General features: G+C 64.3%; 16 protein-coding genes. 12 read left to right on the top strand and 4 right to left on the bottom strand.

Annotated features, from left to right (window positions below; genetic code table 11):
- Positions 1-6: 6 nt before the first annotated feature.
- The 3 genes from BLQ01_RS05550 to BLQ01_RS05540 form a co-directional block, all read right to left on the bottom strand.
- A complete protein-coding gene (locus BLQ01_RS05550) occupies positions 7-3963 on the bottom strand; it encodes a Pls/PosA family non-ribosomal peptide synthetase (RefSeq protein ID WP_175493358.1) in 3957 nt (1318 codons plus the stop codon).
- A 118-nt stretch (positions 3964-4081) separates the two neighbouring features.
- The gene (locus BLQ01_RS05545; protein WP_026547358.1) at positions 4082-5047 is read right to left on the bottom strand and encodes a quinone oxidoreductase family protein; all 966 of its coding nucleotides are present in this window, start codon (positions 5045-5047) and stop codon (positions 4082-4084) included.
- An 85-nt stretch (positions 5048-5132) separates the two neighbouring features.
- Complete coding sequence (locus BLQ01_RS05540) at positions 5133-6221, bottom strand: fatty acid desaturase family protein (RefSeq protein ID WP_091550534.1); 1089 nt, start codon at positions 6219-6221, stop codon at positions 5133-5135.
- A gap of 167 nt (positions 6222-6388) precedes the next feature.
- Between BLQ01_RS05540 and argC the strand changes: the two genes are divergently transcribed.
- From argC to BLQ01_RS05495, 9 genes are all read left to right on the top strand, one after another.
- Positions 6389-7420: an N-acetyl-gamma-glutamyl-phosphate reductase gene (argC, locus tag BLQ01_RS05535; RefSeq protein WP_091550533.1), complete on the top strand. Its 1032-nt coding sequence runs from the start codon at positions 6389-6391 to the stop codon at positions 7418-7420.
- Entirely contained in the window at positions 7417-8583 is a 1167-nt protein-coding gene (argJ, locus tag BLQ01_RS05530) for a bifunctional glutamate N-acetyltransferase/amino-acid acetyltransferase ArgJ (protein WP_091550531.1), read from the top strand. Before argC ends, argJ begins: the two co-directional genes overlap by 4 nt.
- A gap of 10 nt (positions 8584-8593) precedes the next feature.
- Positions 8594-9553 (top strand): acetylglutamate kinase, encoded by a 960-nt coding sequence (argB, locus tag BLQ01_RS05525; protein WP_026547362.1) that lies wholly within the window; start codon positions 8594-8596, stop codon positions 9551-9553.
- Positions 9550-10890 carry an acetylornithine transaminase gene (locus BLQ01_RS05520; RefSeq protein ID WP_254779243.1) on the top strand — a complete coding sequence of 447 codons (1341 nt, stop codon included), beginning with the start codon at positions 9550-9552 and terminating at the stop codon, positions 10888-10890. Before argB ends, BLQ01_RS05520 begins: the two co-directional genes overlap by 4 nt.
- Positions 10887-11891 carry an ornithine carbamoyltransferase gene (argF, locus tag BLQ01_RS05515; RefSeq protein ID WP_091550530.1) on the top strand — a complete coding sequence of 335 codons (1005 nt, stop codon included), beginning with the start codon at positions 10887-10889 and terminating at the stop codon, positions 11889-11891. Before BLQ01_RS05520 ends, argF begins: the two co-directional genes overlap by 4 nt.
- Entirely contained in the window at positions 11891-12427 is a 537-nt protein-coding gene (locus BLQ01_RS05510; RefSeq protein WP_011774347.1) for an arginine repressor, read from the top strand. The genes argF and BLQ01_RS05510 overlap by 1 nt, the downstream gene beginning before the upstream one ends.
- A gap of 71 nt (positions 12428-12498) precedes the next feature.
- Positions 12499-13704 carry an argininosuccinate synthase gene (locus BLQ01_RS05505; protein ID WP_026541618.1) on the top strand — a complete coding sequence of 402 codons (1206 nt, stop codon included), beginning with the start codon at positions 12499-12501 and terminating at the stop codon, positions 13702-13704.
- The gene (gene argH / locus BLQ01_RS05500) at positions 13704-15119 is read left to right on the top strand and encodes an argininosuccinate lyase (protein WP_026541619.1); all 1416 of its coding nucleotides are present in this window, start codon (positions 13704-13706) and stop codon (positions 15117-15119) included. Before BLQ01_RS05505 ends, argH begins: the two co-directional genes overlap by 1 nt.
- A 76-nt stretch (positions 15120-15195) precedes the next feature.
- Positions 15196-15933 carry a maleylpyruvate isomerase family mycothiol-dependent enzyme gene (locus tag BLQ01_RS05495; RefSeq protein ID WP_091550528.1) on the top strand — a complete coding sequence of 246 codons (738 nt, stop codon included), beginning with the start codon at positions 15196-15198 and terminating at the stop codon, positions 15931-15933.
- 223 nt (positions 15934-16156) lie between these two features.
- Here BLQ01_RS05495 and BLQ01_RS05490 read toward each other — a convergent pair whose 3' ends face one another.
- Positions 16157-17653 carry an AlkA N-terminal domain-containing protein gene (locus tag BLQ01_RS05490; protein WP_091550527.1) on the bottom strand — a complete coding sequence of 499 codons (1497 nt, stop codon included), beginning with the start codon at positions 17651-17653 and terminating at the stop codon, positions 16157-16159.
- An 83-nt stretch (positions 17654-17736) separates the two neighbouring features.
- Between BLQ01_RS05490 and BLQ01_RS05485 the strand changes: the two genes are divergently transcribed.
- The 3 genes from BLQ01_RS05485 to tyrS all read left to right on the top strand — a co-directional run bounded on the left by BLQ01_RS05485 (position 17737) and on the right by tyrS (position 22071).
- A complete protein-coding gene (locus BLQ01_RS05485) occupies positions 17737-18402 on the top strand; it encodes a DNA-3-methyladenine glycosylase (RefSeq protein WP_091550525.1) in 666 nt (221 codons plus the stop codon).
- 92 nt (positions 18403-18494) lie between these two features.
- Complete coding sequence (locus BLQ01_RS05480; protein WP_091550524.1) at positions 18495-20723, top strand: HelD family protein; 2229 nt, start codon at positions 18495-18497, stop codon at positions 20721-20723.
- A 37-nt stretch (positions 20724-20760) separates the two neighbouring features.
- On the top strand, positions 20761-22071 hold the full coding sequence (tyrS, locus tag BLQ01_RS05475) for a tyrosine--tRNA ligase (protein ID WP_091550522.1): 1311 nt from the start codon (positions 20761-20763) through the stop codon (positions 22069-22071).
- Positions 22072-22570 lie beyond the last annotated feature (499 nt).

Genomic DNA, 22570 nt, shown 5'->3' with positions numbered 1-22570 from the left:
TCCAATCTACTTCAGGCGCGGCGCTTGTGCTGACGGGCCCACCCACGGGCTCACTGGGTTGCCCATCCAATACGTTCCGGCAGGGACCGTCTCACCGCGCATTACCAACGACGCCGGACCAACAGTTCCGCCGTCGCCGATGCTGGCGGCAGGGAGGATGACGCCGTGCGGACCCATGGTGGCTCCGTTGCCGAGCGTCACTGTATCCAGGCTCATCACGCGGTCGTGGAACAGGTGCGTCTGGACAACACAACCACGGTTGACGGTGGAGTTCTCTCCCAGGGTCACGAGGTCAGCTTCGGGCAGCCAGTAGCTCTCGCACCAGGTTCCACGGCCGATCTTGGCGCCGAGGCCGCGAAGCCACCACACCAAGGCCGGAGTTCCGGCGGCAGAGCGGGCAAACCAGGGTGCGCTCACCATCTCGATGAAGGTGTCCACCACCTCGTTACGCCAGATAAACGAGCTCCACAGGGGGTGTTCGCCTGCACGGATGGTTCCCACCAGAACCCACTTGGCGAGGACGGAGCTGAGCGCTGCCACGGCTCCTGCTGCGAGCATCACCACGCCACCCAGGACTGCTGCGATCCAGTAACCCCATCCTCGTGCAATCCAATCCAGAACCAGCATCACGCTGACGGCGATTGCCACAGTGAGGATGACCGGTATCAGGCGGCACAGTTCCCACAACGCCCTGGCGATCTTCAGTTTCAGTGCCGGGCGGAACGTGCGGGTCTGGTCAGCATCGACGGCGGTGCGGCGCAGCCTGACGGGCGGGCTGCCAAGCCACGAGGTGCCGGACTTTGCCTTGGCCGGCGTGGCGGACAGCACGGCAACGAGGGAGTTTTTGGGGACGTTACGCCCTGCGGCGGTCATTCCTGAGTTGCCCAGGAAGGAGCGCTTGCCGATCTTGGCCGGCGCGATTTTCATCCAGCCGCCACCAAGTTCGTACGAGGCCACCATGGTGTCGTCGGCAAGGAAGGCTCCGTCCCCGATGGTGGTCATCTTTGGAACAAGGAGCACCGTGGAAGCTTCCACGTTTTTGCCTACCTTGGCCCCGAGGAGTCGTAGCCAGAGAGGCGTGAAGAGACTCGCGTAGACCGGGAAGAGGAGGTCTCGCGCCATGTCCAGGAGTCGCTCTGTGGCCCACACCTGCCAACCGATCCGGCTGCGCACCCGGTAGTACCCCTCCTTCAAACCCAAACCGAGAAGCCTGGCAACAATCAAGATGAGTACAAGGTTGCCGAAGAACCACACCAAGGCCGCCAGGGGAACGGCGAGGGCAATCTGTGGAAGCGCTGTTTCCAACGACTCGTGGCCCTGGATGAACGCCAGAACCACCAGGGCACCAACGAACGCCGAGATATAGGGGATAAGCGCCAGCAAAGCCGAAGCGCTGGCAAAAGCGGAGAACCAGAGCCTGTCGACCACCGGCCGCCGGCTGATGGTGTCCGGCCATTCGTGCTTGGCCTTACCGCGGCGTTCCGCAGGGGAGCCGGCAACAAGATGTCCGGCCTTCACCTTGCCCAGCACGGCAGATCCGGCATCGACATGGGCGCCTGCGCCAATGGTGGCCCCCGGCATCAGGGTGCTTCGGGCGCCCACTACTGCACCGGCTCCCACATGGATCTGGCCGATGTGGACGGAGTCACCGTCAACCCACCAGCCTGAAAGGTCCACCTCGGGCTCAATGTTCGCCCCGCTGCCCAAGGAGAGCAGCCCGGTGACAGGCGGCAGCGAATGCAGGTGGACGTCTTTGCCGATCTTGGCGCCGAGGGCCCGTGCGTAATAGGGGACGAAGGGAGCACTGGCCAGACCGATGGCACCCGAGAGGTCTTGTATTTGCTCGGCAAGCCACAATCGGAGATGGGTTTTGCCGGAACGAGGGTAGGTGCCGGGCTGGATCCTTCCAAGCAGCACCCTGGCTGCAACCACGGAGATCGCCATCCGGCCCAGAGGGCTGACGAAAACCAGCCATGATGCTGCGATCCACCACCACGAGACCACCGGTGCGGCGGCAAAGCCGGCGAAGTCTGACAGCAGCCTGTTGGCGGCCATGAGGTAGGTGAGCCAACGCATGCCCACCAGGATGTGCAGGGGCACGCCCATCAGGACCTGGAAAATCTGCGACTTCAGCGCCGTGGGACGGACGGTGCGCTCAGCAGCGGGCCCCGGCACGCCGCCGTCGGGAAGTGACTGCCGGGCGGCGTCGATCAACGCGCCCACGCGCGGCGTGGCATAGATGTCCGCCACAGTGATGGTGGGATAGCGGACGCGGAGGGCGGAAACGAGTTGCGCCGCAGCCAAGGACCCACCGCCGTAGGCGAAGAAGTCGGCGTCGAGCGAACTGACGGGACTGCCAAGTACAGACTCCCACTGCTCCACCACCCAGCGGGCGTCATCGGGAAGATTCAGCGGGGCGTTGCCTGCCTCGGTGGCACCGGCTCCGGCCAGCGGCCAGGGGAGTGCATGGCGGTCCACTTTGCCGCTGGTCTTGGTGGGGAGCGAATCCACGACGGTCAGCAGGGGGATCAAGGCGGCCGGAAGGCTTTCGCCCAGAAGTCGGCGTGCTTCCTCCATGGACAATTCATGGCCTTCAACGGGGGCCAGATATCCGACGAGGATCTGGTTGCCGGCAGCCGTTGTCTGCACTGCTGCCGCGGCCCCGGCCACGCCGGGCAATGACTGAAGAGCCGCATCCACTTCGCCCAGTTCGATCCGGCGCCCACCCAGCTTGACCTGTTCGTCGGCCCTGCCCATGAAGATCAGGCCCTCGGCTTCGAATCGCACCAGGTCACCGGAGCGGTAGGCCCGGTCCCATCCCAGCGTCGTCATGGGCGCGTACTTCTCGGCGTCCTTGGCGGGATCGAGGTAGCGGGCCAGTCCCACACCCCCGATGATCAGTTCGCCGATCTCACCTTCTGCCACCGGGACGCCTTGGGGATCGACGACGGCCAGGTCCCAGCCATCCAGCGGCAGCCCGATACGCACGGGTCCGGGCCCGCCCAACGGGGCAGCGCAGGCAACAACGGTTGCTTCGGTAGGTCCGTACGTATTCCACACCTCCCGGCCGTCCACGGCGAGGCGCTCGGCCAGTTCGGGCGGGCAGGCTTCGCCGCCGAAGATGAGGAGACGGACGTTTTCAAGCGCCTCGGCAGGCCACAGCGCAGCGAGGGTGGGCACGGTTGAAACGACGGTAATGCCGTGGTTGATGAGCCAGGGCCCCAAGTCCATGCCGGTACGTACCAAGGCACGCGGCGCCGGTACCAGGCAGGCGCCGTGGCGCCAGGCAAGCCACATTTCTTCGCAGGATGCATCAAAGGCGACCGAGAGCCCGGCCAGTACCCGGTCCTGCGGACCGATCGGTTCGGCCTGGAGGAAGATCCGGGCCTCTGCGTCCACGAACGCTGCCGAGGAACGATGTTTGACCGCAACCCCCTTGGGAGTTCCAGTGGAACCGGAAGTGAAGATGATCCAGGAATCGTCATCCAGGCCGGGCGTGGACGGCATGGAGGCGGGCTCCCGGGCGGCACCCAAAAGTTCGATCTCCAATCCCGCGGCGATGATGGCACCGACCTTGGCTTCGCCAAACACCAGGCGGGCGCGCTCTTCGGGGTCGTCCGCATCAACAGGAACATAGGCCGCGCCAGCCATGAGAATTCCCAGGATGGCGATGTAAAGCTCGTTGGTGCCGGAGGGAATCCGGATGCCGACCTTGTCGCCCCGCCCCAGGCCCGCTGCATTGAGTCGGGCGGCAAAGGCCCGGACTGCCTTGAGCAGTTCGGTGTAGCTCAGGGACTTGTGGCCGTCATCGAGCGCCGAGGCCTCGGGAAATGACGAGGCAGTTTCTTCCAGGATGTCAATGAGGGTGCGCTCGGCAGGGGCGGCAGCGCCTCCCGGTAGCTGGGGGCGATACGTGGTCAAGGCAGGGGTATGCCCGGCCCCCAAGGAATGTTCTGTGCTCACGACGTCAGCTTTCCGCAGAAAGATGAACAAAAGGTGTCCGCCGTTTCCTCCTCGACACACTTTGTTGATCCACAGTTTTCCTGCACGTCATTCGCCGTTGGGGGCCGGGCACCGGTAATTATGGAACCAGCAGGACCTTGCCAGTGGTGCGGCGGCCCTCAAGGTCCCTATGTGCCTGGGCAGCCTCCGCGAGCGGGTACGTTGCGCCCACCCTGACAGCGAGCGTGCCGTTGGCAGCGGCGTCGAAAATTTCAGCTGAGCGCCACCGGCGTTCCTGTGCGTTCTGAACGAAGTGCGCCATGGTGGGCCTGGTCAGGGTCAGCGATCCGGCCGCATTAAGGCGCTGGGGATCGAAAGGCGGCACAGGGCCGGAGGCTGCACCGAAAAGCACCATGGCCCCGCGGATGCGCAGGCTCTTCAAGGAATCATCGAACGTGTCCTTGCCGACGCCGTCGTACACCACGTTGACGCCTTCTCCGTCGGTAAGTTCGCGGACCTTGTCGGCGAACCCGTCGTAGCGGAGCACCTCATCGGCACCGGCCAGAGTGGACAGATCCGCTTTTTCGTCCGAAGAGACGGTAGTGATCACCCGGGCGCCACGGGCCTTCAACAGTTGGGTCAACAGCAGGCCCACACCACCGGCACCTGCATGAAGCAGGACGGTGTGGCCCGGCTCTACCCGGAACGATGAGTTCATCAGGTAATGGGCGGTGATTCCTTGCAGCGGCAGGGCTGCGGCGGTGTGGTCGTCGACGCCGTCCGGGACCGGAAGCGCCTTGCCTGCGTCCACCAGGGCGTACTCCGCGTAGGTCCTTGACCCCTCGGCCGTAGCGATGCGGTCGCCCACGGAAAATTCCTCGACTCCGTCGCCGACGGCCTCGACGGTGCCTGCTGCTTCAGCGCCGGGAGTGAAGGGGTACTCCACTGTGTAAATACCGCTGCGCTGATAGGTCTCAATGAAGTTGACCCCGGCAGCTGCGACCTTGATCAGCAGCTGGCCGGGGCCAGGAGTTGGTGGTTCCACGGAGGCGAACTCGAGGACCTCGGGTCCTCCGGGCTGCTGTGCAACGATGGCGTGCGTCATGGTGGCTCCTCACTCCGGGACGGTCCTTCCGGTGCCCGGTTTCAGATTCCATCCTAGGGAAGTTGGGGCTTCCCTTGTGGAACGCCTAGAAGCGTCCGTGCGTCGAAGCCACCGGGCAGTCGAAGCCACGGCCTGCCGCCAGGCCTACCTCATTGAGGTACCTGACCACGATCCCGTAGGACTGCATCAACGTGGTCTCCGTGTAGGAGATGGAGTGTTTGGCGCAGAACTCACGCACAATCTTGGTGGCCTTGAACAAGTGCGGGCGGGCCATGTCCGGGAACAAGTGGTGCTCCACCTGACGGTTGAGTCCACCCAGGAGGAAGTCCATGAAGAGGCCACCGGAGATGTTGCGCGAGGTCAGGATCTGGCGGTTCAGGAAGTCCACGCGGCTGTCCTTGGGGAGGACCGGCATGCCCTTGTGGTTCGGGGCGAATGAGGCGCCCATGTAAAAGCCGTAAACCATGATCTGCACGCCCAGGAAGGCGAACGCCATACCGATGGGCAGGAACGTGAAGGCGAGGGCCGGGAGGGCGGCGAGCCTGGCCACGAGGATAGGCGTTTCAACCCAGCGGTGGCGCACGTTTTGCTTGCCGAAGACAAAGCGAAGGGAATCGAACTGCAGGCTCAAGCCCAGCAGCGTCAGGAGCGGGAAGAAGAACCAGCCTTGCTTCTTGGTGAGGAAGGCCAGGCGGCCCTTGCGTTCCGCGGCGGCGTCCTCGTGGAACACCAGGGCGTTGTTCCGGATGTCCGGGTCCTTGGAGATGACATTGGGGTGGTTGTGGTGGGCTCCATGCTTCTGTTCCCACCAGGAGTAGCTGATGCCGGCCACGCCGGTGGCCAGGAGACGGGCTGACCAGTCATTGGCGCGCCGGGAAGCGAAGATCTGCTTGTGCCCGGCCTCGTGGGCCAGGAAGCTCAGTTGCGTGCACAGGATGCCTACGGCTGCGGCAATCAGCAGCTGGTACCAGGAATCTCCGATGAGTGCGAAGCCGAGCCAGGTGCCGGCCATCAGCAGGACCAGGGCCACGAAGACCCAAATGTAGAAGCCGGTGCGGCGCTCGAGAAGTCCGGCGGCCTTAACACTCTTGAGGAGCTCTGAGTAGCTCTGGACGACGGGGTTTGGTTGAATTGCGCGAGCTTTGGGGCGCTCAGCGGTGGACGTGGGTGACATAAATGTGCCCCGTATCGCTAACGGGCAACGCTGCAGCCGACGTTCGGACTGCACGGTCTGGATCACCCTCCACTAAGCATACGGCTTATCTCCAAAATAATGAGACTGCTCACAATTGCATGCATAAATATCGGACGGCATGAATATTCTTGCTGTACAGTGGAGTCATGACTATTTCTGTTGCCGTCTCCGGTGCCAGCGGCTACGCCGGAGGAGAAGTGCTGCGCCTGCTCGCGGGCCACCCCAACGTCACCATTGGTGCCATCACCGCACACAGCAACGCCGGTTCAAGACTAGGGGAGCTGCAGCCGCATCTCCATGGTTTGGCCAGCAGGATTCTCGAAGACACCACCGTGGAGAACCTTTCGGGCCACGACGTCGTGTTCCTCGCCCTTCCCCATGGCGCCTCGGCTGAGATCGCGGCGCAGTTGCCCGAGGGAACCATAGTCATCGACGCCGGTGCGGACCACCGATTGCAGGACGCGGCTGCCTGGGAAAAGTTCTACGGCTCGGCCCATGCCGGCACGTGGCCTTATGGCTTGCCTGAACTTCCCGGCCAGCGGGAAGCCCTCAAAGGTGCTACGCGCATCGCCGTTCCCGGCTGCTACCCGACGTCGGCGCTGCTCGCCTTGACGCCCGGGTTTGCCAACAATCTCCTCCTGGCGGACGACGTCGTCATTGTCTCCGCTTCAGGGACATCGGGTGCCGGAAAGGCTGCCAAGGTCAACCTGATCGGCGCCGAGGTCATGGGATCCATGAGCCCCTACGGTGTTGGCGGCGGACACCGGCACACCCCTGAAATTGAACAGGGGCTGTCCAACGCTGCAGGGGAACCTGTCACGGTTTCCTTCACTCCAACGCTGGCTCCCATGAGTCGGGGCATCCTGACCACAGCCACAGCGAAGGTTGCCCAAGGTGTTACTGAAACCGAGCTCCGCCAAGCCTGGGCGGACGCCTACGACGACGAGCCGTTTGTCCACCTTCTGCCTGAAGGCCAATGGCCTGCCACCAAGTCGGTACAGGGCTCCAACCACGCCGTGATGCAACTTGCCTATGACCAGCACACAGGCCGGGTCATCGTGACGTGTGCCATCGACAACCTCACCAAGGGGACCGCCGGCGGAGCCGTGCAGTCCATGAACATTGCCCTCGGCCTGGATGAAACCGCCGGCCTGAACCTCCAGGGAGTTGCACCGTGACCATTACCGCACCCAAGGGATTCCGCGCATCCGGCATCAAAGCCGGTATCAAGGCCTCCGGTAACCCGGACCTGGCCCTCGTAGTCAACGACGGCCCCTCCAAGGCTGCCGCTGCGGTCTTTACATCCAACCGGGTCGCCGCTGCACCCGTTCACTGGTCCCGCCAGGTAGTCAGCGATGGCCGGGTGGACGCCGTGGTCCTGAACTCCGGTGGGGCCAACGCCTGCACCGGCCCGCAGGGCTTCCAGAACACCCATGCAACGGCCGAGAAAGTGGCGGCCGTGCTGGGAGTCTCAGCTTCCGACGTCGTGGTGTGCTCCACGGGCCTGATCGGTGAGCAGTTGCCCATGGACAAGATCATCCCGGGCGTCGAGGCGGCCTTCGGTGAGCTGTCCGAGGACGGCGGCTCAGCAGCGGCAACTGCCATCATGACCACGGACAGCGTCTCCAAGGAAGCGGTCTTCACGGGCAAGGACGCGGAGGGCAAGCAGTTCACCGTGGGCGGCATCGCCAAGGGCGCCGGCATGCTCGCGCCGGGCCTTGCCACCATGTTGGTCGTTCTCACCACCGACGCCGAGGTTCCTGCCGATGAGCTCGACGTCGTACTCCGCGATGCCACCCGGGTCACCTTTGACCGCGCGGACTCTGATGGCTGTATGTCCACCAACGACACCGTAGTGCTGATGGCCTCGGGAGCTTCTGAAGCGCTGCCGTCTGCCGCGCAACTGAGCGAAGCCGTCACCCAGGTCTGCGCCGAACTGGCGCGCAAGCTCATCGGCGATGCCGAAGGCGCCAGCCATGACATCGCCATCCGCACATTCAACGCGGCCAGCGAACGCGACGCCGAAATCGTCAGCCGCAGCGTGGCCCGTTCCAACCTGTTTAAGGCAGCCATTTTCGGCAAGGACCCCAACTGGGGCCGGGTGCTCTCGGCAGTAGGAACCACGGATGCTGCGTTCGAGGCGGACCAGTTGAACGTTGCCATGAACGGTGTCCAAATCTGCCGCAACGGTGCAATCGGCGATGACCGGAACCTGGTGGACCTGGAGCCGCGCGAAGTGCTGGTCGAAATCGACCTGCAAGCCGGAGACGCCGAGGCCACGATTTGGACCAATGACCTCACGCACGATTACGTGCATGAAAACAGTGCCTACTCGAGCTGAGCCCATGACGATGACTGCGCATACCCGCGAAACGACCTCCACGAGCCACGTATCAGCCAAATCAGCCCAGGATAAAGCCGGCACCCTGATCGAGGCCCTGCCGTGGATCCAGCGATTTGCCGGCACCACCATGGTGATCAAGTACGGCGGCAACGCCATGGTCAACGACGACCTCCGCCGTGCCTTCGCTGAGGATATTGTGTTCCTTCATCACGTGGGCATCCACCCCGTGGTGGTCCACGGTGGTGGACCCCAGATCAACTCCATGCTCGGACGCCTCGGGATTGAATCCGAGTTCAAAGGTGGCTTGCGTGTCACCACGCCTGAGGCCATGGACGTAGTGCGGATGGTCCTCACCGGCCAGGTAGGCCGCGAACTCGTCGGCCTCATCAACTCCCACGGCCCCTATGCCGTGGGCATGTCCGGGGAAGATGGCGGGCTGCTGCGTGCCGTCCGCACGGGCACTGTTGTGGATGGCGAAGAAGTGGACCTGGGCCTTGTAGGCGAAGTAGTGGGCGTCGATCCCGCAGGTATCAAGGACATTCTCGACGCCGGCCGCATCCCCGTGATTTCCACCGTCGCCCCTGAAATTCTCGACGACGGCGCCGGCTCCGGTCCCACCACCGGCCAAGTCCTGAACGTCAACGCCGACACCGCAGCCGCCGCCGTCGCGTCGGCCTTGGGTGCCACCAAACTGGTTATCCTCACCGACGTCGAAGGCCTGTATGCCAACTGGCCGGACAAATCGTCGCTGATCTCGTCGCTGACAGCATCAGAGCTCCGCGAGATGCTTCCTCGCCTGGAGTCCGGCATGATCCCCAAAATGGCTGCTTGCCTTAAAGCCATCGATGAGGGCGTGGAGCGCGCGCACATCGTGGACGGCCGTCTGCCGCACTCGATGCTGCTGGAAACTTTCACGACGGCGGGCATCGGCACCCAAGTAGTACCCGACGAGGAAGTGAACGCATGAGCACCGAACTGAGCCATACCGCCGAAAGCCGCAGCAGCGATGGGGGGCCGGGCGTGGTCGGGCACCGCGAAGCGGGCGGGGCCCCCATCGCTGCGGAGGCTGCCGCAACCACCCTCGTTTCCCAGAGCTCTGGCGCTGATTGGCTTGCCCGTTACTCGTCCTCGCTGATGGGTGTCTTTGGTACTCCGCAGCGTGTCCTGGTCCGTGGCGCCGGGTGCCTCGTCTGGGATGCCGACGGCAAGGAATACCTGGATCTCCTGGGCGGCATCGCCGTGAATGCCCTGGGCCACGCACATCCGTTCGTCACGTCCGTGATTTCGAGCCAGTTGGCCACACTCGGCCATGTCTCGAACTTCTTCACGAGCCCCACGCAGATCGCTTTGGCCGAAAAGCTCCTGGCCCTCAGCAAGGCTCCGGAGGGTTCCAAGGTCTTCTTTGCCAACTCCGGCACCGAGGCCAACGAAGCTGCGTTCAAGCTGGCCCGCCGGAACAACTCCGGAGGAAAGCGGACCAAGATCATTGCTTTGGAGGGCGCCTTCCACGGACGGACCATGGGTGCGCTGGCGCTCACGGCCAAAGAGGCCTACCGCGCGCCGTTCGAGCCACTGCCCGGCGGTGTGGTCCACATTCCGTTCGGTGACATCGAAGCCCTGCGTGCCGCCGTCGACGATTCAACCGCCGCTGTCTTCCTGGAACCCATCCAGGGCGAAGCGGGTGTTCGCCCGCTCAGCGCCGAATACCTGCAGGCTGCACGCGAAGCTACTACGGCTGCCGGCGCACTGTTGATCCTCGATGAGGTCCAGACGGGCATTGGCCGTACCGGCAAGTGGCTTGCCAGCGAAGAGGCAGGCATCGTGCCCGATGCTGTCACGCTCGCCAAGGGCCTCGGTGGCGGCTTCCCGGTAGGGGCGCTGATCACTTTCGGAAGTACGACGTCGGCCCTGCTCACCGCCGGGCAGCACGGCACCACATTCGGTGGGAATCCGGTGGCTACCGCCGCGGCACTTGCCACCCTGCACGCCATTGAAAGCCAGGGGGTCCTGCAGAACGTAGTCACAGTCGGGGAGTACCTGCGCCAAGGACTGGCAGCCATTGAGGCCGTGACCGAGGTCCGTGGTGAGGGCCTGCTGATCGGCTTCGATGTGAACGCCGACATCGCCCCTGCCATGGTTACTGCAGGATTGGACGCCGGTTTCATCATCAACAGCCCGGGGCCGCGGACCATCCGTCTGGCCCCTCCGCTGATCCTGACCATCGAGCAGGCCGAGCGTTTCGTCTCCGCCCTTCCCACCCTGATCGCCACGGCCATCGCCCAGACTGCTAAGGATGCACAGTGAGCACGTCAACCACCCGTCACTTCCTCAAGGACACGGACCTGAGCCCGGCCGAGCAGGCAGAGGTCCTGGACCTCGCCGCCCGGATGAAGGCAGCGCCCTACAGCGTCCAGCCCTTCGCCGCGGAGGGAAACGGCCGCAAGACCGTCGCCGTCATCTTCGATAAGACCTCCACCCGCACGCGTGTTTCATTCGCCACCGGTATTGCGGATATGGGCGGGAACGCACTGATCATCAACCCTGGCGAGGCGCAGATCGGGCACAAGGAATCCGTGGAGGACACCGCGAAGGTCCTGGAGCGCATGGTTTCCACCATTGTGTGGCGGACGGGTGCCCACTCGGGCCTGGTAGCGATGGCGGAAAACTCCAAAGTGCCCGTCATCAACGCCCTGTGCGACGACTACCACCCCTGCCAGCTCCTGGCCGACCTCCTGGCCGTGAAGGAACACAAGGGCGAACTGGCCGGCTTGAGCATGGCCTATCTGGGTGATGCCGCGAACAATATGGCCAACTCGTACCTGCTTGCCGGTGTCACAGCCGGAATGCACGTTCGCATCTCCGGCCCGGAAGGGTACCTGCCTGCAGCAGAGATCGTGGCTGCAGCGGAACAGCGCGCTGCCGAGACGGGCGGGTCGGTGTTGATCACCAGCGATGCCGCCGAAGCCCTCAAAGGCGCCGACGTCGTGGCAACGGACACCTGGGTTTCCATGGGGCAGGAATCCGAAAAAGAAGCCCGCATGAACCTCTTCCGTGAGTACTCCGTGGACGAGGCCGCCATGGCGCAAGCCGCGCCGGACGCCGTCGTGCTCCACTGCCTCCCCGCTTACCGGGGCTACGAAATTTCAGCCGGCGTCGTCGACGGCCCGCAGTCGATTGTCTGGGATGAGGCGGAAAACCGCCTCCACGCCCAGAAGGCGCTCATGGCCTGGTTGATGCACCGCTCCGGACTGGCTTTTGTTGAGGGCCTGGCACCTGTTGAAGGCACCGGAGAGAGCACGTTCTAGTGTCCACCAATCCCTCCGTGCCGGGTGCCAGCCCGGCCACCAAGACTGCCCGTCAGGCGCGCATCACCGCGATCCTGACGGGTGAGTCCGTGCGTTCCCAGGCAGAGCTTGCAGCCCTGCTGGCGGACGACGGCGTCCAGGTCACCCAGGCCACGTTGTCCAGGGACCTCGTGGAACTGGGCGCAGTCCGGGTCCGCGGAAAGGAAGGCGCGTTGGTTTACGCCGTTCCGGGGGAGGGCGGGGACCGCAATGCCAAGAGCGGCGTCACCCAGGAAATCCTGGATGCGCGGTTGACCCGGCTTTGCGGAGAACTCCTGGTGACGGCGGAGGCCTCGGGCAACATCGTGGTGCTCCGCACCCCGCCCGGAGCTGCGAACTTCCTGGCACTGGCCGTGGACCACTCGGTGATGCCCTCTGTATTGGGTACGATCGCAGGCGACGACACTTTGCTGTTGGTCGCCCGCGACCCCGACGGTGGGGCCGAACTGGCGGCGCGTTTCCTGCGCATGGCCGAAGAAGCCGGGCCTGGCAACTGATTGATCTTTTTCAGCATTGATTCACACAGCATTGATTCGAATGAACCAAGCAACAACAAAGGAGCACTCTCGTGACTGAGCGCATTGTTCTGGCCTACTCCGGTGGCCTTGATACGTCCGTAGCCATCGGCTGGATCGGTGAAGCCACCGGCGCCGAGGTCATCGCTGTGGCCGTCGACGTCGGACAGGGCGGTGAGTCCCTGGAGACCATCCGCCAACGCGCCCTCGGTTGCGGCGCCGTCGAGGCTTACGTGGCCGACGCCCGTGATGAGTTTGCCAACGAGTACGCCATGCCCACGCTGAAGGCCAACGCCCTCTACCAGGGCCACTACCCGCTGGTTTCGGCCATCTCCCGCCCGGTCATTGTGAAGCACCTCGTGAAAGCTGCACGCGAATTCGGCGCCACCACCGTTGCCCACGGTTGCACCGGCAAGGGCAACGACCAGGTCCGCTTTGAAGTCGGCATCCAGACCCTCGGCCCGGACCTGAAGTGCATCGCACCGGTTCGCGACCTCGCCCTGACCCGCGACAAGGCCATCGCCTTCGCCGAGGAAAAGGGACTGCCGATCGAGACCACCAAGAAGAACCCGTACTCGATCGACCAGAACGTCTGGGGACGCGCCGTCGAGACCGGCTACCTCGAGGACATCTGGAACGCGCCCACCAAGGACATCTACGACTACACCGCCACCCCGGAATTCCCGCCGGCACCGGATGAGGTCACCATTTCCTTCCAGGCCGGCGTTCCGGTAGCGATCGACGGCGTCAAAGTCACCCCGCTGCAGGCCATCCAGGAACTGAACCGCCGTGCAGGCGCCCAAGGCGTTGGCCGCATCGACGTGGTCGAGGACCGCCTCGTGGGCATCAAGTCCCGCGAAATCTACGAAGCCCCGGGTGCCATGGCACTGATCACCGCGCACAAGCACCTCGAGGACATCACCATCGAGCGCGAGCAGGCCCGCTTCAAGGCAACTGTTGGCCAGCGCTGGTCCGAGCTGGTCTACGACGGCCAGTGGTTCTCCCCGCTGAAGCGCTCCTTGGACGCTTTCATCGAGGACACGCAGCAGTACGTTTCCGGTGACATCCGCATGGTCCTCCACGGTGGCCAGGCGATCGTCAACGGTCGTCGCTCCGAGACCTCGCTGTACGACTTCGATCTCGCCACCTACGACACCGGCGATACTTTCGATCAGTCCATGGCACGTGGCTTCATCGAGCTGTGGGGCATGTCCTCCAAGGTTGCCTCCGGCCGCGACCTGCGCGTCGCAGGGCAGTAATGACGTCCGCAACAAACGAAGGTGCACTGTGGGGCGGCCGGTTCGCCGGCGGCCCTGCGGATGCGCTGGCCGCACTGAGCAAGTCCACCCACTTTGACTGGCGGTTGGCCCGCTACGACATCGCAGGTTCCAAGGCTCACGCCCGCGTGCTGGCCAAGGCCGGACTGTTGGACGACGCCGAGCTCGAGGGCATGCTTGCAGCCCTCACCCAGCTGGACGAGGACGTCGCAAGCGGCGCCTACCTGCCGGCCGAGAGCGACGAGGACGTTCACGGTTCCTTGGAGCGTGGTCTGATCGAACGTGCCGGAACCCAGCTGGGCGGCAAGCTCCGCGCCGGCCGTTCCCGCAACGACCAAGTGGCAACGCTTGGCCGGATGTTCCTGCGTGACCACGCCCGGATCATTGCCGGTGGCGTCCTAGCCACCATCGATGCCCTCGTAGAGCAGGCAAAGGCCCACCAGGGCGTTGCCATGCCGGGCCGGACACACTTGCAGCACGCCCAGCCGGTGTTGCTCAGCCACCACCTCCTGGCTCACGCGTGGGCATTGCTGCGCGACGTGCAGCGTCTCCAGGACTGGGATAAGCGGGCCGGTGTTTCGCCGTATGGTTCAGGTGCCCTGGCTGGCTCCTCCCTGGGACTGGATCCCGAGGCCGTCGCCGCCGATCTCGGTTTCTTCTCGGCTGTGCACAACTCGATCGATGGCACCGCCTCCCGCGACGTCTTCGCCGAGTTCGCCTGGGTTTGTTCCATGATCGGTGTGGACCTGTCCCGGATCTCCGAGGAAGTCATCTTCTGGGCAACCAAGGAATTCTCCTTCGTCACGCTGCATGACTCGTATTCCACGGGGTCCTCGATCATGCCGCAGAAGAAGAACCCGGACGTTGCCGAGCTTGCCCGCGGCAAGGCAGGGCGCCTGATCGGCAACCTGACCGGGCTGCTGGCAACGCTCAAGGGATTGCCGCTCGCGTACAACCGAGACCTGCAAGAGGACAAGGAACCGGTCTTCGACGCCGCCGACACCCTGGAGCTTTTGCTTCCGGCCGTGTCCGGCATGATTGCCACGTTGAAGTTCAACACCGAACGCATGGAATCCCTGGCACCCCAGGGCTTCGCACTGGCAACGGACATCGCTGAGTGGCTGGTCCGCCAGGGCGTCCCCTTCCGCGAGGCCCACGAGCTCTCCGGCGCTGCCGTCAAGCAGGCCGAAGGCCGTGGCGTTGAGCTGTGGGACCTGACCGACGAGGAGTACTCAACGATCTCGGAGCACTTGACTCCCGAGGTCCGCAGTGTCCTCAGCACGGAAGGTTCGCTCAACAGCCGCAACTCGCAGGGCGGGACGGCACCAGCCGCCGTCGAGCGCCAACTGACGGCACTCGAAGCGGAACTGGACGCAGCGCGTTCCTACGCCGGCTAGTTGTATCTGCATGACCTGTGGGATGGCACGTCACGTGCTGTCCCACAGGCGTTTAAGCGTGCGTTAGCATGGCGCTATGACTCAGATCACCCCCGAGGCGCTGCCCGCCGAGCTTCACAAAGCCGCCGGCACCCTCACCCGCCTCCTCACCAAACTGGACGACTCGTCCGTCGCTGAACCGTCGGAACTGCCCGGCTGGACCCGGGGCCACGTCCTGGCCCACGTGGCCGGAATATCCAAAGCCATGGCACGGCAACTTGAGTATGCGCGACGCGGTGAAAGTATCGAACTGTACGACGGCGGCATGGACGGCCGGAACAAGGCAATCGAACTTACCGCCGGGCACAGCCTGGCCCAGCACACGGAGTCCGTCACCACTGCGGTGGAGGCAGTGATCGCCGCGTTCGATTCCTTGGCCCCCGAGGACTGGCAGGCCCGCATCGCTTACAGGGACGGAACAGTGTTCGATGGTGGCCTGGCCCTTTGGCGGGAGCTCACTATCCATGCCTCGGACCTGGGGTTGGGATACGGGCCCGAGACGTGGAGCCGGCCCTTCTGCGAACACCTCATCGGGTTCCTCGCTGCACGCGTTCCGGAAACCTATAAGTTCGTCCTGCAACCAACAGGCCTGCCCCAGCTCAGCATTGGCACAGGCGGCACTTCAATCGCCATCACCGGCATGCTGACCGACATCGCCGCGTGGCTTGCGGGCAGGGAACCCAGCCTGGGCAGCCTCCGCGCCACCGCAGCAGCCGACGGAGTGGACCTGCCGGAACTTCTGCCCTGGCCGTCACCCCAACCCGCCGCCCGCTAAAGCCCGGACGCTCGCTCACCTCCCCGGGGTGTGGGCCGGACGCTCTTTCACATCCCCGGGGTGTGGGCCGGACGCTCTTTCACGTCCCCCGGGGTCTGGGCCGGACGCTCGCTCACATCCCCGGGGTGTTTCCCGGACGCTCGCTCACGTCCCCGGGGTGTGGGCCGGACGCTCGCTCACATCCCCGGGGTGTGGGCCGGACGCTCTTTCACGTCCCACGTGTTTATTTGCTTCCGGGCCGCGCCGTTGACGCCGCGCGCCACAAATGCATGGTGGCGTACGAACGCCATGGGCTGACCTCCCTGAAGTCCGCGCTGAGTCCAGTGCCTGCCGGCAGAGCCTTCAAGCCGTTCCGGATCGCGGCGTCGTTCGCCAGGAAAACGTCCGGCGCGCCCAGGACACGCATTGCCACATAGCCAACAGTCCATGGCCCCACGCCCGGCAGGGGGAGCAGCTTTTGTTCGAGGCTGATGACGTCGTCCCCGTAGCCGAAATCCAGGGCGCCCACAGCCATCGCCTCGGCTGCCGCGACTATGGAGTCGATCCGTCGCTGAGGTCCGCGAAGAAGTTCGCGGCCATGGCTGGCAAGCTCAGCCGCGGTTGGAAACATGCGCTCCAAGCCGGGGGATCCATTTCCGGCCGGGGAACCCGCCGCGGACAACTGAGTGAGGGCAGTTCTGGCTGCGGCCACAGTGATCTGCTGCCCGATCATGGCCCGGATAAGCAGTTCCTGGGGGTCCACGGCACCGGGGACGCGGATACCGGGGATTGCCTGAACGCTGTCCATCAGCCGTGGGTCCAAGGCCAAGGTGGCGTCAACAGCCTGCGGATCGGCGTCCAGATCGAACAAACGGCGGACCCGGCTTAGCAGGGCAGGCAGATCGTGGAGATCCACTGCCGAGGCTGTCAGCTGCAGTGGCTTGCCAGCAGCGGTGGGACTGTACTTCACGCTGAAAGAAGCAGAGCCGCCCGCTAGCCGGAGCGTCCTTCCATAGCTTCTGCTTCCGTCCGGTCCTGTTCCCGGCAACTCTATTCCCGGGATTGCACGAACTGCGAGGAAGTCGAAAATACCGGGGTCGAAGGGCTCCCTGTAGGGCAGGCTGAGTGTCAAGGCGCCAGGGGCAATGCCTGAGGGCGCCACAGTACCCCGACGGCTGCCGGACTTCGCACCCGTGGCGCGCAACGCCGTTGGGGTCATCGCGAATACTTCGCCGATGGTGTCGTTGAATTGCCGAACACTGTTGAATCCGGAGGCGAACGCGACGTCTGCCAGGAGCATGGTGGTGGAGACCAGAAGAGTCCTGGCCGTTTGTGCCCTGCTGGCCCGTGCCAGTGAGAGGGGGCCGGCGCCGAGTTCGTTGCTGAGGATACGGTTGAGTTGCCGGGCAGAGTAGCCCAAGCGGTGCGCCAAGCCGTCCACCCCTTCACGGGTGATCACGCCATCGTTGATCAGGCGCATGGCCCTGCCGGCGACGTCGGAGCGGAGGTTCCACGCGGGCGTACCCGGGACGGCTTCAGGCAAGCACCGTTTGCAGGCGCGGTATCCGGCTTCGTGGGCAGCGGCGGATGTCTCGTAGAAGGTGACGTTCGCCGCTTTGGGTGTGCGGGCAGGGCACGACGGGCGGCAGTAGATGCCGGTGGAACTGACAGCCGTGAAGAATTGACCGTCAAAGCGGGTGTCGCGGGCGTCGATCGCCCGGTAGCGCTGCCAGAAATCCATAGCTTCATCCTGCCAGCCGCAAGGAACCGCTGCTAGCGGAAATCGGACATGGCCGTTCGGTGTTTTCTTGCTAGGGTCTGCTCATGAATTCGTCCACCAATAACGAAGTCACCGATCCACTGGAGGTGCGAAGGTTCCTCGAGGGCGATCCTCGCGAAATCGCCCCGCTGATACTTGGCGCAGTACTCACCCACGACTCGGAAGCCGGCCCCGTCGCGGTCAGGCTCACAGAGGTCGAGGCGTATATGGGCCCGCGCGATTCAGAGCATCCCGATCCCGGTTCCCACACTTTCGGTGGTCCCACAGCCCGTAACGCACCCATGTTCGGGCCGCCCGGATTCCTTTATGTCTACTTCACTTACGGCATGCACTACTGCGCCAACATCGTCTGCGGCCCTGACGGTTCACCCTCGGCACTGCTCTTGCGCGCTGGAGAAATCGTGGAAGGCGAAGGGCTCGCCGCTATCCGACGCCCGGCTTCCAAATCGCACAAAGACCTCGCCAGCGGACCAGCGCGGCTCGCCTCCGCTTTGGGACTCACGACGGCGGACACCGGCCGTGACGCGCTCGCCTCACCGTTCAGCCTGTGGTTGCCCGCGACGCCCGCACCTGCTGTCGCCAGCGGGCCTCGGGTAGGAGTAGCGGGTCCAGGGGGAAGCACCGATTATCCGTGGCGGTTTTGGATTGAGGACGATCCCACGGTGTCCCGATACAAGGCAGCACGGCCCAGAAATCGGATCGTTCCTTAGTACGCGTCCCACCACATGACATGTACCCCCCACGTTTACCAAAATCGCTGTAGAATGGACGGTCTGTCTTTTGCGATAGGGGTTACGGTTCGATGCACGACGCTGATTTGGTCCACGAGCAGGAATATGTGGCCGGGCTGTATGCCCGGCTCGATGAGCTGCGCGCAGAAAAGCGCGCCCAGCTGGCGCAGGTGCGCAAGGCCGGCGCGGTGGGAACCATGCAGAACGTTTCAGAACGTGACGCGTTCGCGGCCCTGTACGAGGACCGCCTGGCCCAGCTCGACGCCGTCGACGACCGCTTGGTCTTCGGCCGCCTGGACCTTGATTCGGGTGAAGCCCAATACATCGGCCGCATCGGTCTTTCCACAGCCGATCTCCAACGGTTGATGGTGGACTGGCGTGCGCCGGAGGCAGGGCACTTTTACCAGGCCACCGCGTTCGACCGGCAGGGTGTGCGTCGTCGTCGTCACCTGATCCTGCAGGGGCGTGACGTCAAGGCCATTGAGGATGATGTCCTGGATGCGGGAATGCTCGCGGACAACGACTCCCTTCAGGGTGAAGGCGCGTTGCTCGCTGCGCTGAACTCCAAACGCACCGGCCGGATGTCTGACATCGTCGGAACCATTCAGTCCGAACAGGACCGGATTATCCGTTCCTCCATTTCCGGCGCCCTGGTGGTCCAAGGTGGTCCCGGTACAGGCAAGACCGCTGTTGCCCTGCACCGCGCTGCCTATCTGCTGTACACACACCGCGAACGGCTCAAGAGTGCCGGTGTTTTGCTCGTGGGACCCTCGTCCTCCTTCATGCATTACATCGAGCGCGTGCTTCCATCCCTCGGTGAAACGGGCGTGGTCATGGCAAGCCTCGGCCGCCTGATGCCGGGCATCAACGCCATCCCCGAGGACGATGCCGACATCGCGGCCCTCAAAGGCAAACTGGACATGGCGAAGGTGGTGGCGAACGCGGTCGCGAACCGCCAGCGGACGCCCGCCGAGGACCGCATACTCGAGGTTGATTCCCGCAAGCTGACGCTCACTGTCCGCCAGGTCCGGCGGGCCCGCGAGAAGGCACGTGCTACCGGCAAGCCCCACAACGAAGCCCGCCTGACGTTCATCAAGATCCTCCTGCGCGAACTCACGGAGCAGCTGACCGACCTCGTTGAGGAGGCAAACATCGGCAACAACGCCGATCGTGCCTACCTGGCCGAGGACGTCCGCTCGGCAAGGGATGTGCGTATTGCGCTGAACTTGTGCTGGATGCCGATGACGCCGGAGAAACTCATCTCCGAACTCTTCAGCAAGCCGGCCATTCTCGAAGCGTGCACGCCCCACCTGACGCCAGCCCAGCGTGCCCTGCTGCAGCGGCCGGTGGATGCGCCGTGGACCGAAGCGGACGTTCCCCTGCTGGATGAGGCGGCTGAACTCCTGGGCGAGCTGGATCCGGCGGCCGGCCGGGGGCTGGCGCAGCAGGAAGCTGACCGCGCCCGGGACATTGCCAATGCCAAGCAGACCCTGGCCAACATGGAAGCCATGGGCGTGGACGTTCTGGTCTCGGCTGAAGAACTCGCCGACCAGAACCAGGAACGCGAAGCCCGGCTGACGGCCGCAGAGCGTGCCACGAGCGACCGTTCGTGGGCATTCGGCCACATTGTGGTTGACGAGGCCCAGGAACTCTCACCGATGCAATGGCGGCTGCTCGTTCGACGCTGTCCTTTGAAATCCTTCACGATTGTGGGCGACATCGCCCAGACGAGCGCCGCGGCAGGTGCCAATTCGTGGCAAAGTGCGCTGGCGGCGTCGTTCGGTGACCGCTGGACGCTCGAAGAGCTCACGGTCAACTACCGTACGCCCTCCCAGATTGCCGAAGCCGCCGTCCGCATGGCCAACCGTGCAGGCTTGGTGGTCTCAGCCCCCAAGGCTGTTCGTGAAGGCAAATGGTCACCCATTGTGGACCGCGTTGATGCCGAGGGAATCGTCTCGCACCTCGTGGAGGTCCTGCCCGAGGAAGTGGAAGCGATCGACGGCGGCCTGCTGGCTGTTATCGCCGACGGACCTCTGCTGCCCCAAGCCACCGCTGCACTGCGGGAGGTCTACGGGCGCCGCATCGGGACAGGTGCCGGCAGCTACGAGCAGGACATCGTGGTCATCAGCCCCAAGGAAGCCAAGGGCCTGGAATTCGACGGTGTGGTGGTGCTGGAACCAGCTGCGATGCTCAACCATGAGCACGGCAAGGTGGGCGACCTCTATGTCGCCATGACGCGTGCCACGCAGCGTTTGCGCCTCATTGCTGCCGCTCCGGTACCAGCGGGCATCGAGCGCTAGGAAAACGGGCCCCTTCAATCCTGCTAACTTAGATCTCGTGTCACACGTAAACAACCTCGAGTCCCAGCACAACGATCCCGCCTTTGCCAACGTCTGGCAGGAGCTCAAATGGCGCGGCCTGGTCCACGTTTCCACTGATGAAACGGAACTGGAAAAGCTGCTCGCCGGGGACCCGATCACGTATTACTGTGGCTTCGATCCCACCGCGCCGTCCCTGCACCTGGGCAACTTGGTGCAGTTGCTGGTGATGCGGCGGCTGCAGTTGGCAGGCCACAAGCCGTTGGGTCTGGTGGGTGGGTCCACCGGCCTGATCGGCGACCCACGCCCGACGGCGGAACGCACCTTGAACACCAAGGACACCGTTGCCGAGTGGGTCGGGTACCTGCAGGGCCAGGTGCGCCGCTTCCTGAGTTTCGAGGGCGAGAACTCCGCCCGCATGGTGAACAACCTGGACTGGACCGCGCCCCTGAGCGCCATCGATTTCCTGCGTGAGATCGGCAAGCACTTCCGCGTGGGCACCATGCTCCGCAAGGATGCTGTTGCGTCGCGCCTGAACTCTGACGAAGGCATCAGCTACACCGAGTTCAGCTACCAGATCCTGCAGGGCATGGATTACCTCCAACTGTTCCGTGACTACGGCTGTGCGCTGCAGACCGGTGGTTCGGACCAGTGGGGCAACCTGACCAGCGGAACCGAACTCATCCGCAAGGTGGAGGGCAAGAGCGTCCACGCCCTGGGTACGCCGCTGATCACCAACTCCGACGGCACCAAGTTCGGCAAGAGCGAAGGCAACGCCATCTGGCTGGACCCGGACATGTGCAGCCCGTACACGTTCTACCAGTTCTGGCTGAATACGGCCGACGCGGACGTCGTGGACCGCCTGAAGGTCTTCACGTTCCTTTCGCGGGCTGAGATTGAGGCTCTCGGGGAAGCTGTGGCGGAGCGTCCGTTTGCCCGTGAAGGCCAGAAGAAGCTTGCTTTCGAGGTCACATCGCTGGTCCATGGAGTCGACGCCACCGAGAAGGTCATCGCTGCCTCAGCCGCGCTTTTCGGCAACGGCGACCTCGGCGTCCTTGATGAGCGAACCCTCGAAGCCGCAACGGCAGAGCTTCCGTCCGCGACCGTTGCCGCAGATGGCCTGGGCATTATTGATCTTTTGGTGGCTTCGGGACTGTCCGACAGCAAGTCCGCTGCCCGCCGGACCGTGGGTGAAGGCGGCGCGTACGTCAACAACACCAAGGTCTCCGACCCCGAGGCAGTTATTGGCCAGGACCAATTGCTTCACGGACGCTACCTGCTGCTCCGTCGTGGCAAGAAGAACCTCGCGACCATTGAGGTTTCGGCCTAGGCCTTCATTACACATCCAGTTCGAAAGGGCCGGCGACCACATGGGTTGCCGGCCCTTTCCGTGTTTGCCGGCGTTTGTTGGGAAGCGCCGGGGAGTGCAGTTGGTTGGGGCGGGGGAGTGGCGGGTGGGTGTGGTTGCTGTGTGACTGCTGGAGGGGCGGGAGTGGGTGTTGGAGGGGCGGCGTCGTCCTCGGCGCGCTGCTCCTTCGTCGCTTTGACGCGCGCTGCCGGACGACCGCCGCCCCTTCCCAACGCTCTCGCACTTCCCCGGGGTTGTGGGCGGATCCTCTCTCACGTCCCCCGGGTTTGGGGTGGATCCTCTCTCACATCCCCCGGGTTGCGGGTGCGGGTCCTCTCTCACGTCCCCTGGGTTGGGGCCGGGTGCTCTCTCACGTCCCCTGGGTTGGGTTGGGTTGGCGGCTGGTCGGGTGGGACATTCTGGGGTGCGCTTGGTCGTTCTTCCTTTGGGCGCGCGCTGCCGAATGCCCCCTGCCCCTTCC

The organism is Arthrobacter sp. UNCCL28, from assembly GCF_900102805.1.
In the GTDB taxonomy this organism is placed as follows: Bacteria; Actinomycetota; Actinomycetes; order Actinomycetales; family Micrococcaceae; genus Arthrobacter; species Arthrobacter nicotinovorans_A.
The sequence above is the reverse complement of the archived record's forward strand: the minus strand, read 5'-3'. Positions and strand labels throughout refer to the sequence as shown.

Excerpts from the sequence above, each read along its gene's own strand:
- BLQ01_RS05545 (WP_026547358.1), bottom strand. The coding sequence starts at position 5,047 with ATGACGCACGCCATCGTTGCACAGCAGCCCGGAGGACCCGAGGTCCTC.
- BLQ01_RS05540 (WP_091550534.1), bottom strand. The coding sequence starts at position 6,221 with ATGTCACCCACGTCCACCGCTGAGCGCCCCAAAGCTCGCGCAATTCAA.
- argC (WP_091550533.1), top strand. The coding sequence starts at position 6,389 with ATGACTATTTCTGTTGCCGTCTCCGGTGCCAGCGGCTACGCCGGAGGA.
- argB (WP_026547362.1), top strand. The coding sequence starts at position 8,594 with ATGACTGCGCATACCCGCGAAACGACCTCCACGAGCCACGTATCAGCC.
- BLQ01_RS05520 (WP_254779243.1), top strand. The coding sequence starts at position 9,550 with ATGAGCACCGAACTGAGCCATACCGCCGAAAGCCGCAGCAGCGATGGG.
- argH (WP_026541619.1), top strand. The coding sequence starts at position 13,704 with ATGACGTCCGCAACAAACGAAGGTGCACTGTGGGGCGGCCGGTTCGCC.
- BLQ01_RS05495 (WP_091550528.1), top strand. The coding sequence starts at position 15,196 with ATGACTCAGATCACCCCCGAGGCGCTGCCCGCCGAGCTTCACAAAGCC.
- BLQ01_RS05490 (WP_091550527.1), bottom strand. The coding sequence starts at position 17,653 with ATGGATTTCTGGCAGCGCTACCGGGCGATCGACGCCCGCGACACCCGC.
- BLQ01_RS05485 (WP_091550525.1), top strand. The coding sequence starts at position 17,737 with ATGAATTCGTCCACCAATAACGAAGTCACCGATCCACTGGAGGTGCGA.
- BLQ01_RS05480 (WP_091550524.1), top strand. The coding sequence starts at position 18,495 with ATGCACGACGCTGATTTGGTCCACGAGCAGGAATATGTGGCCGGGCTG.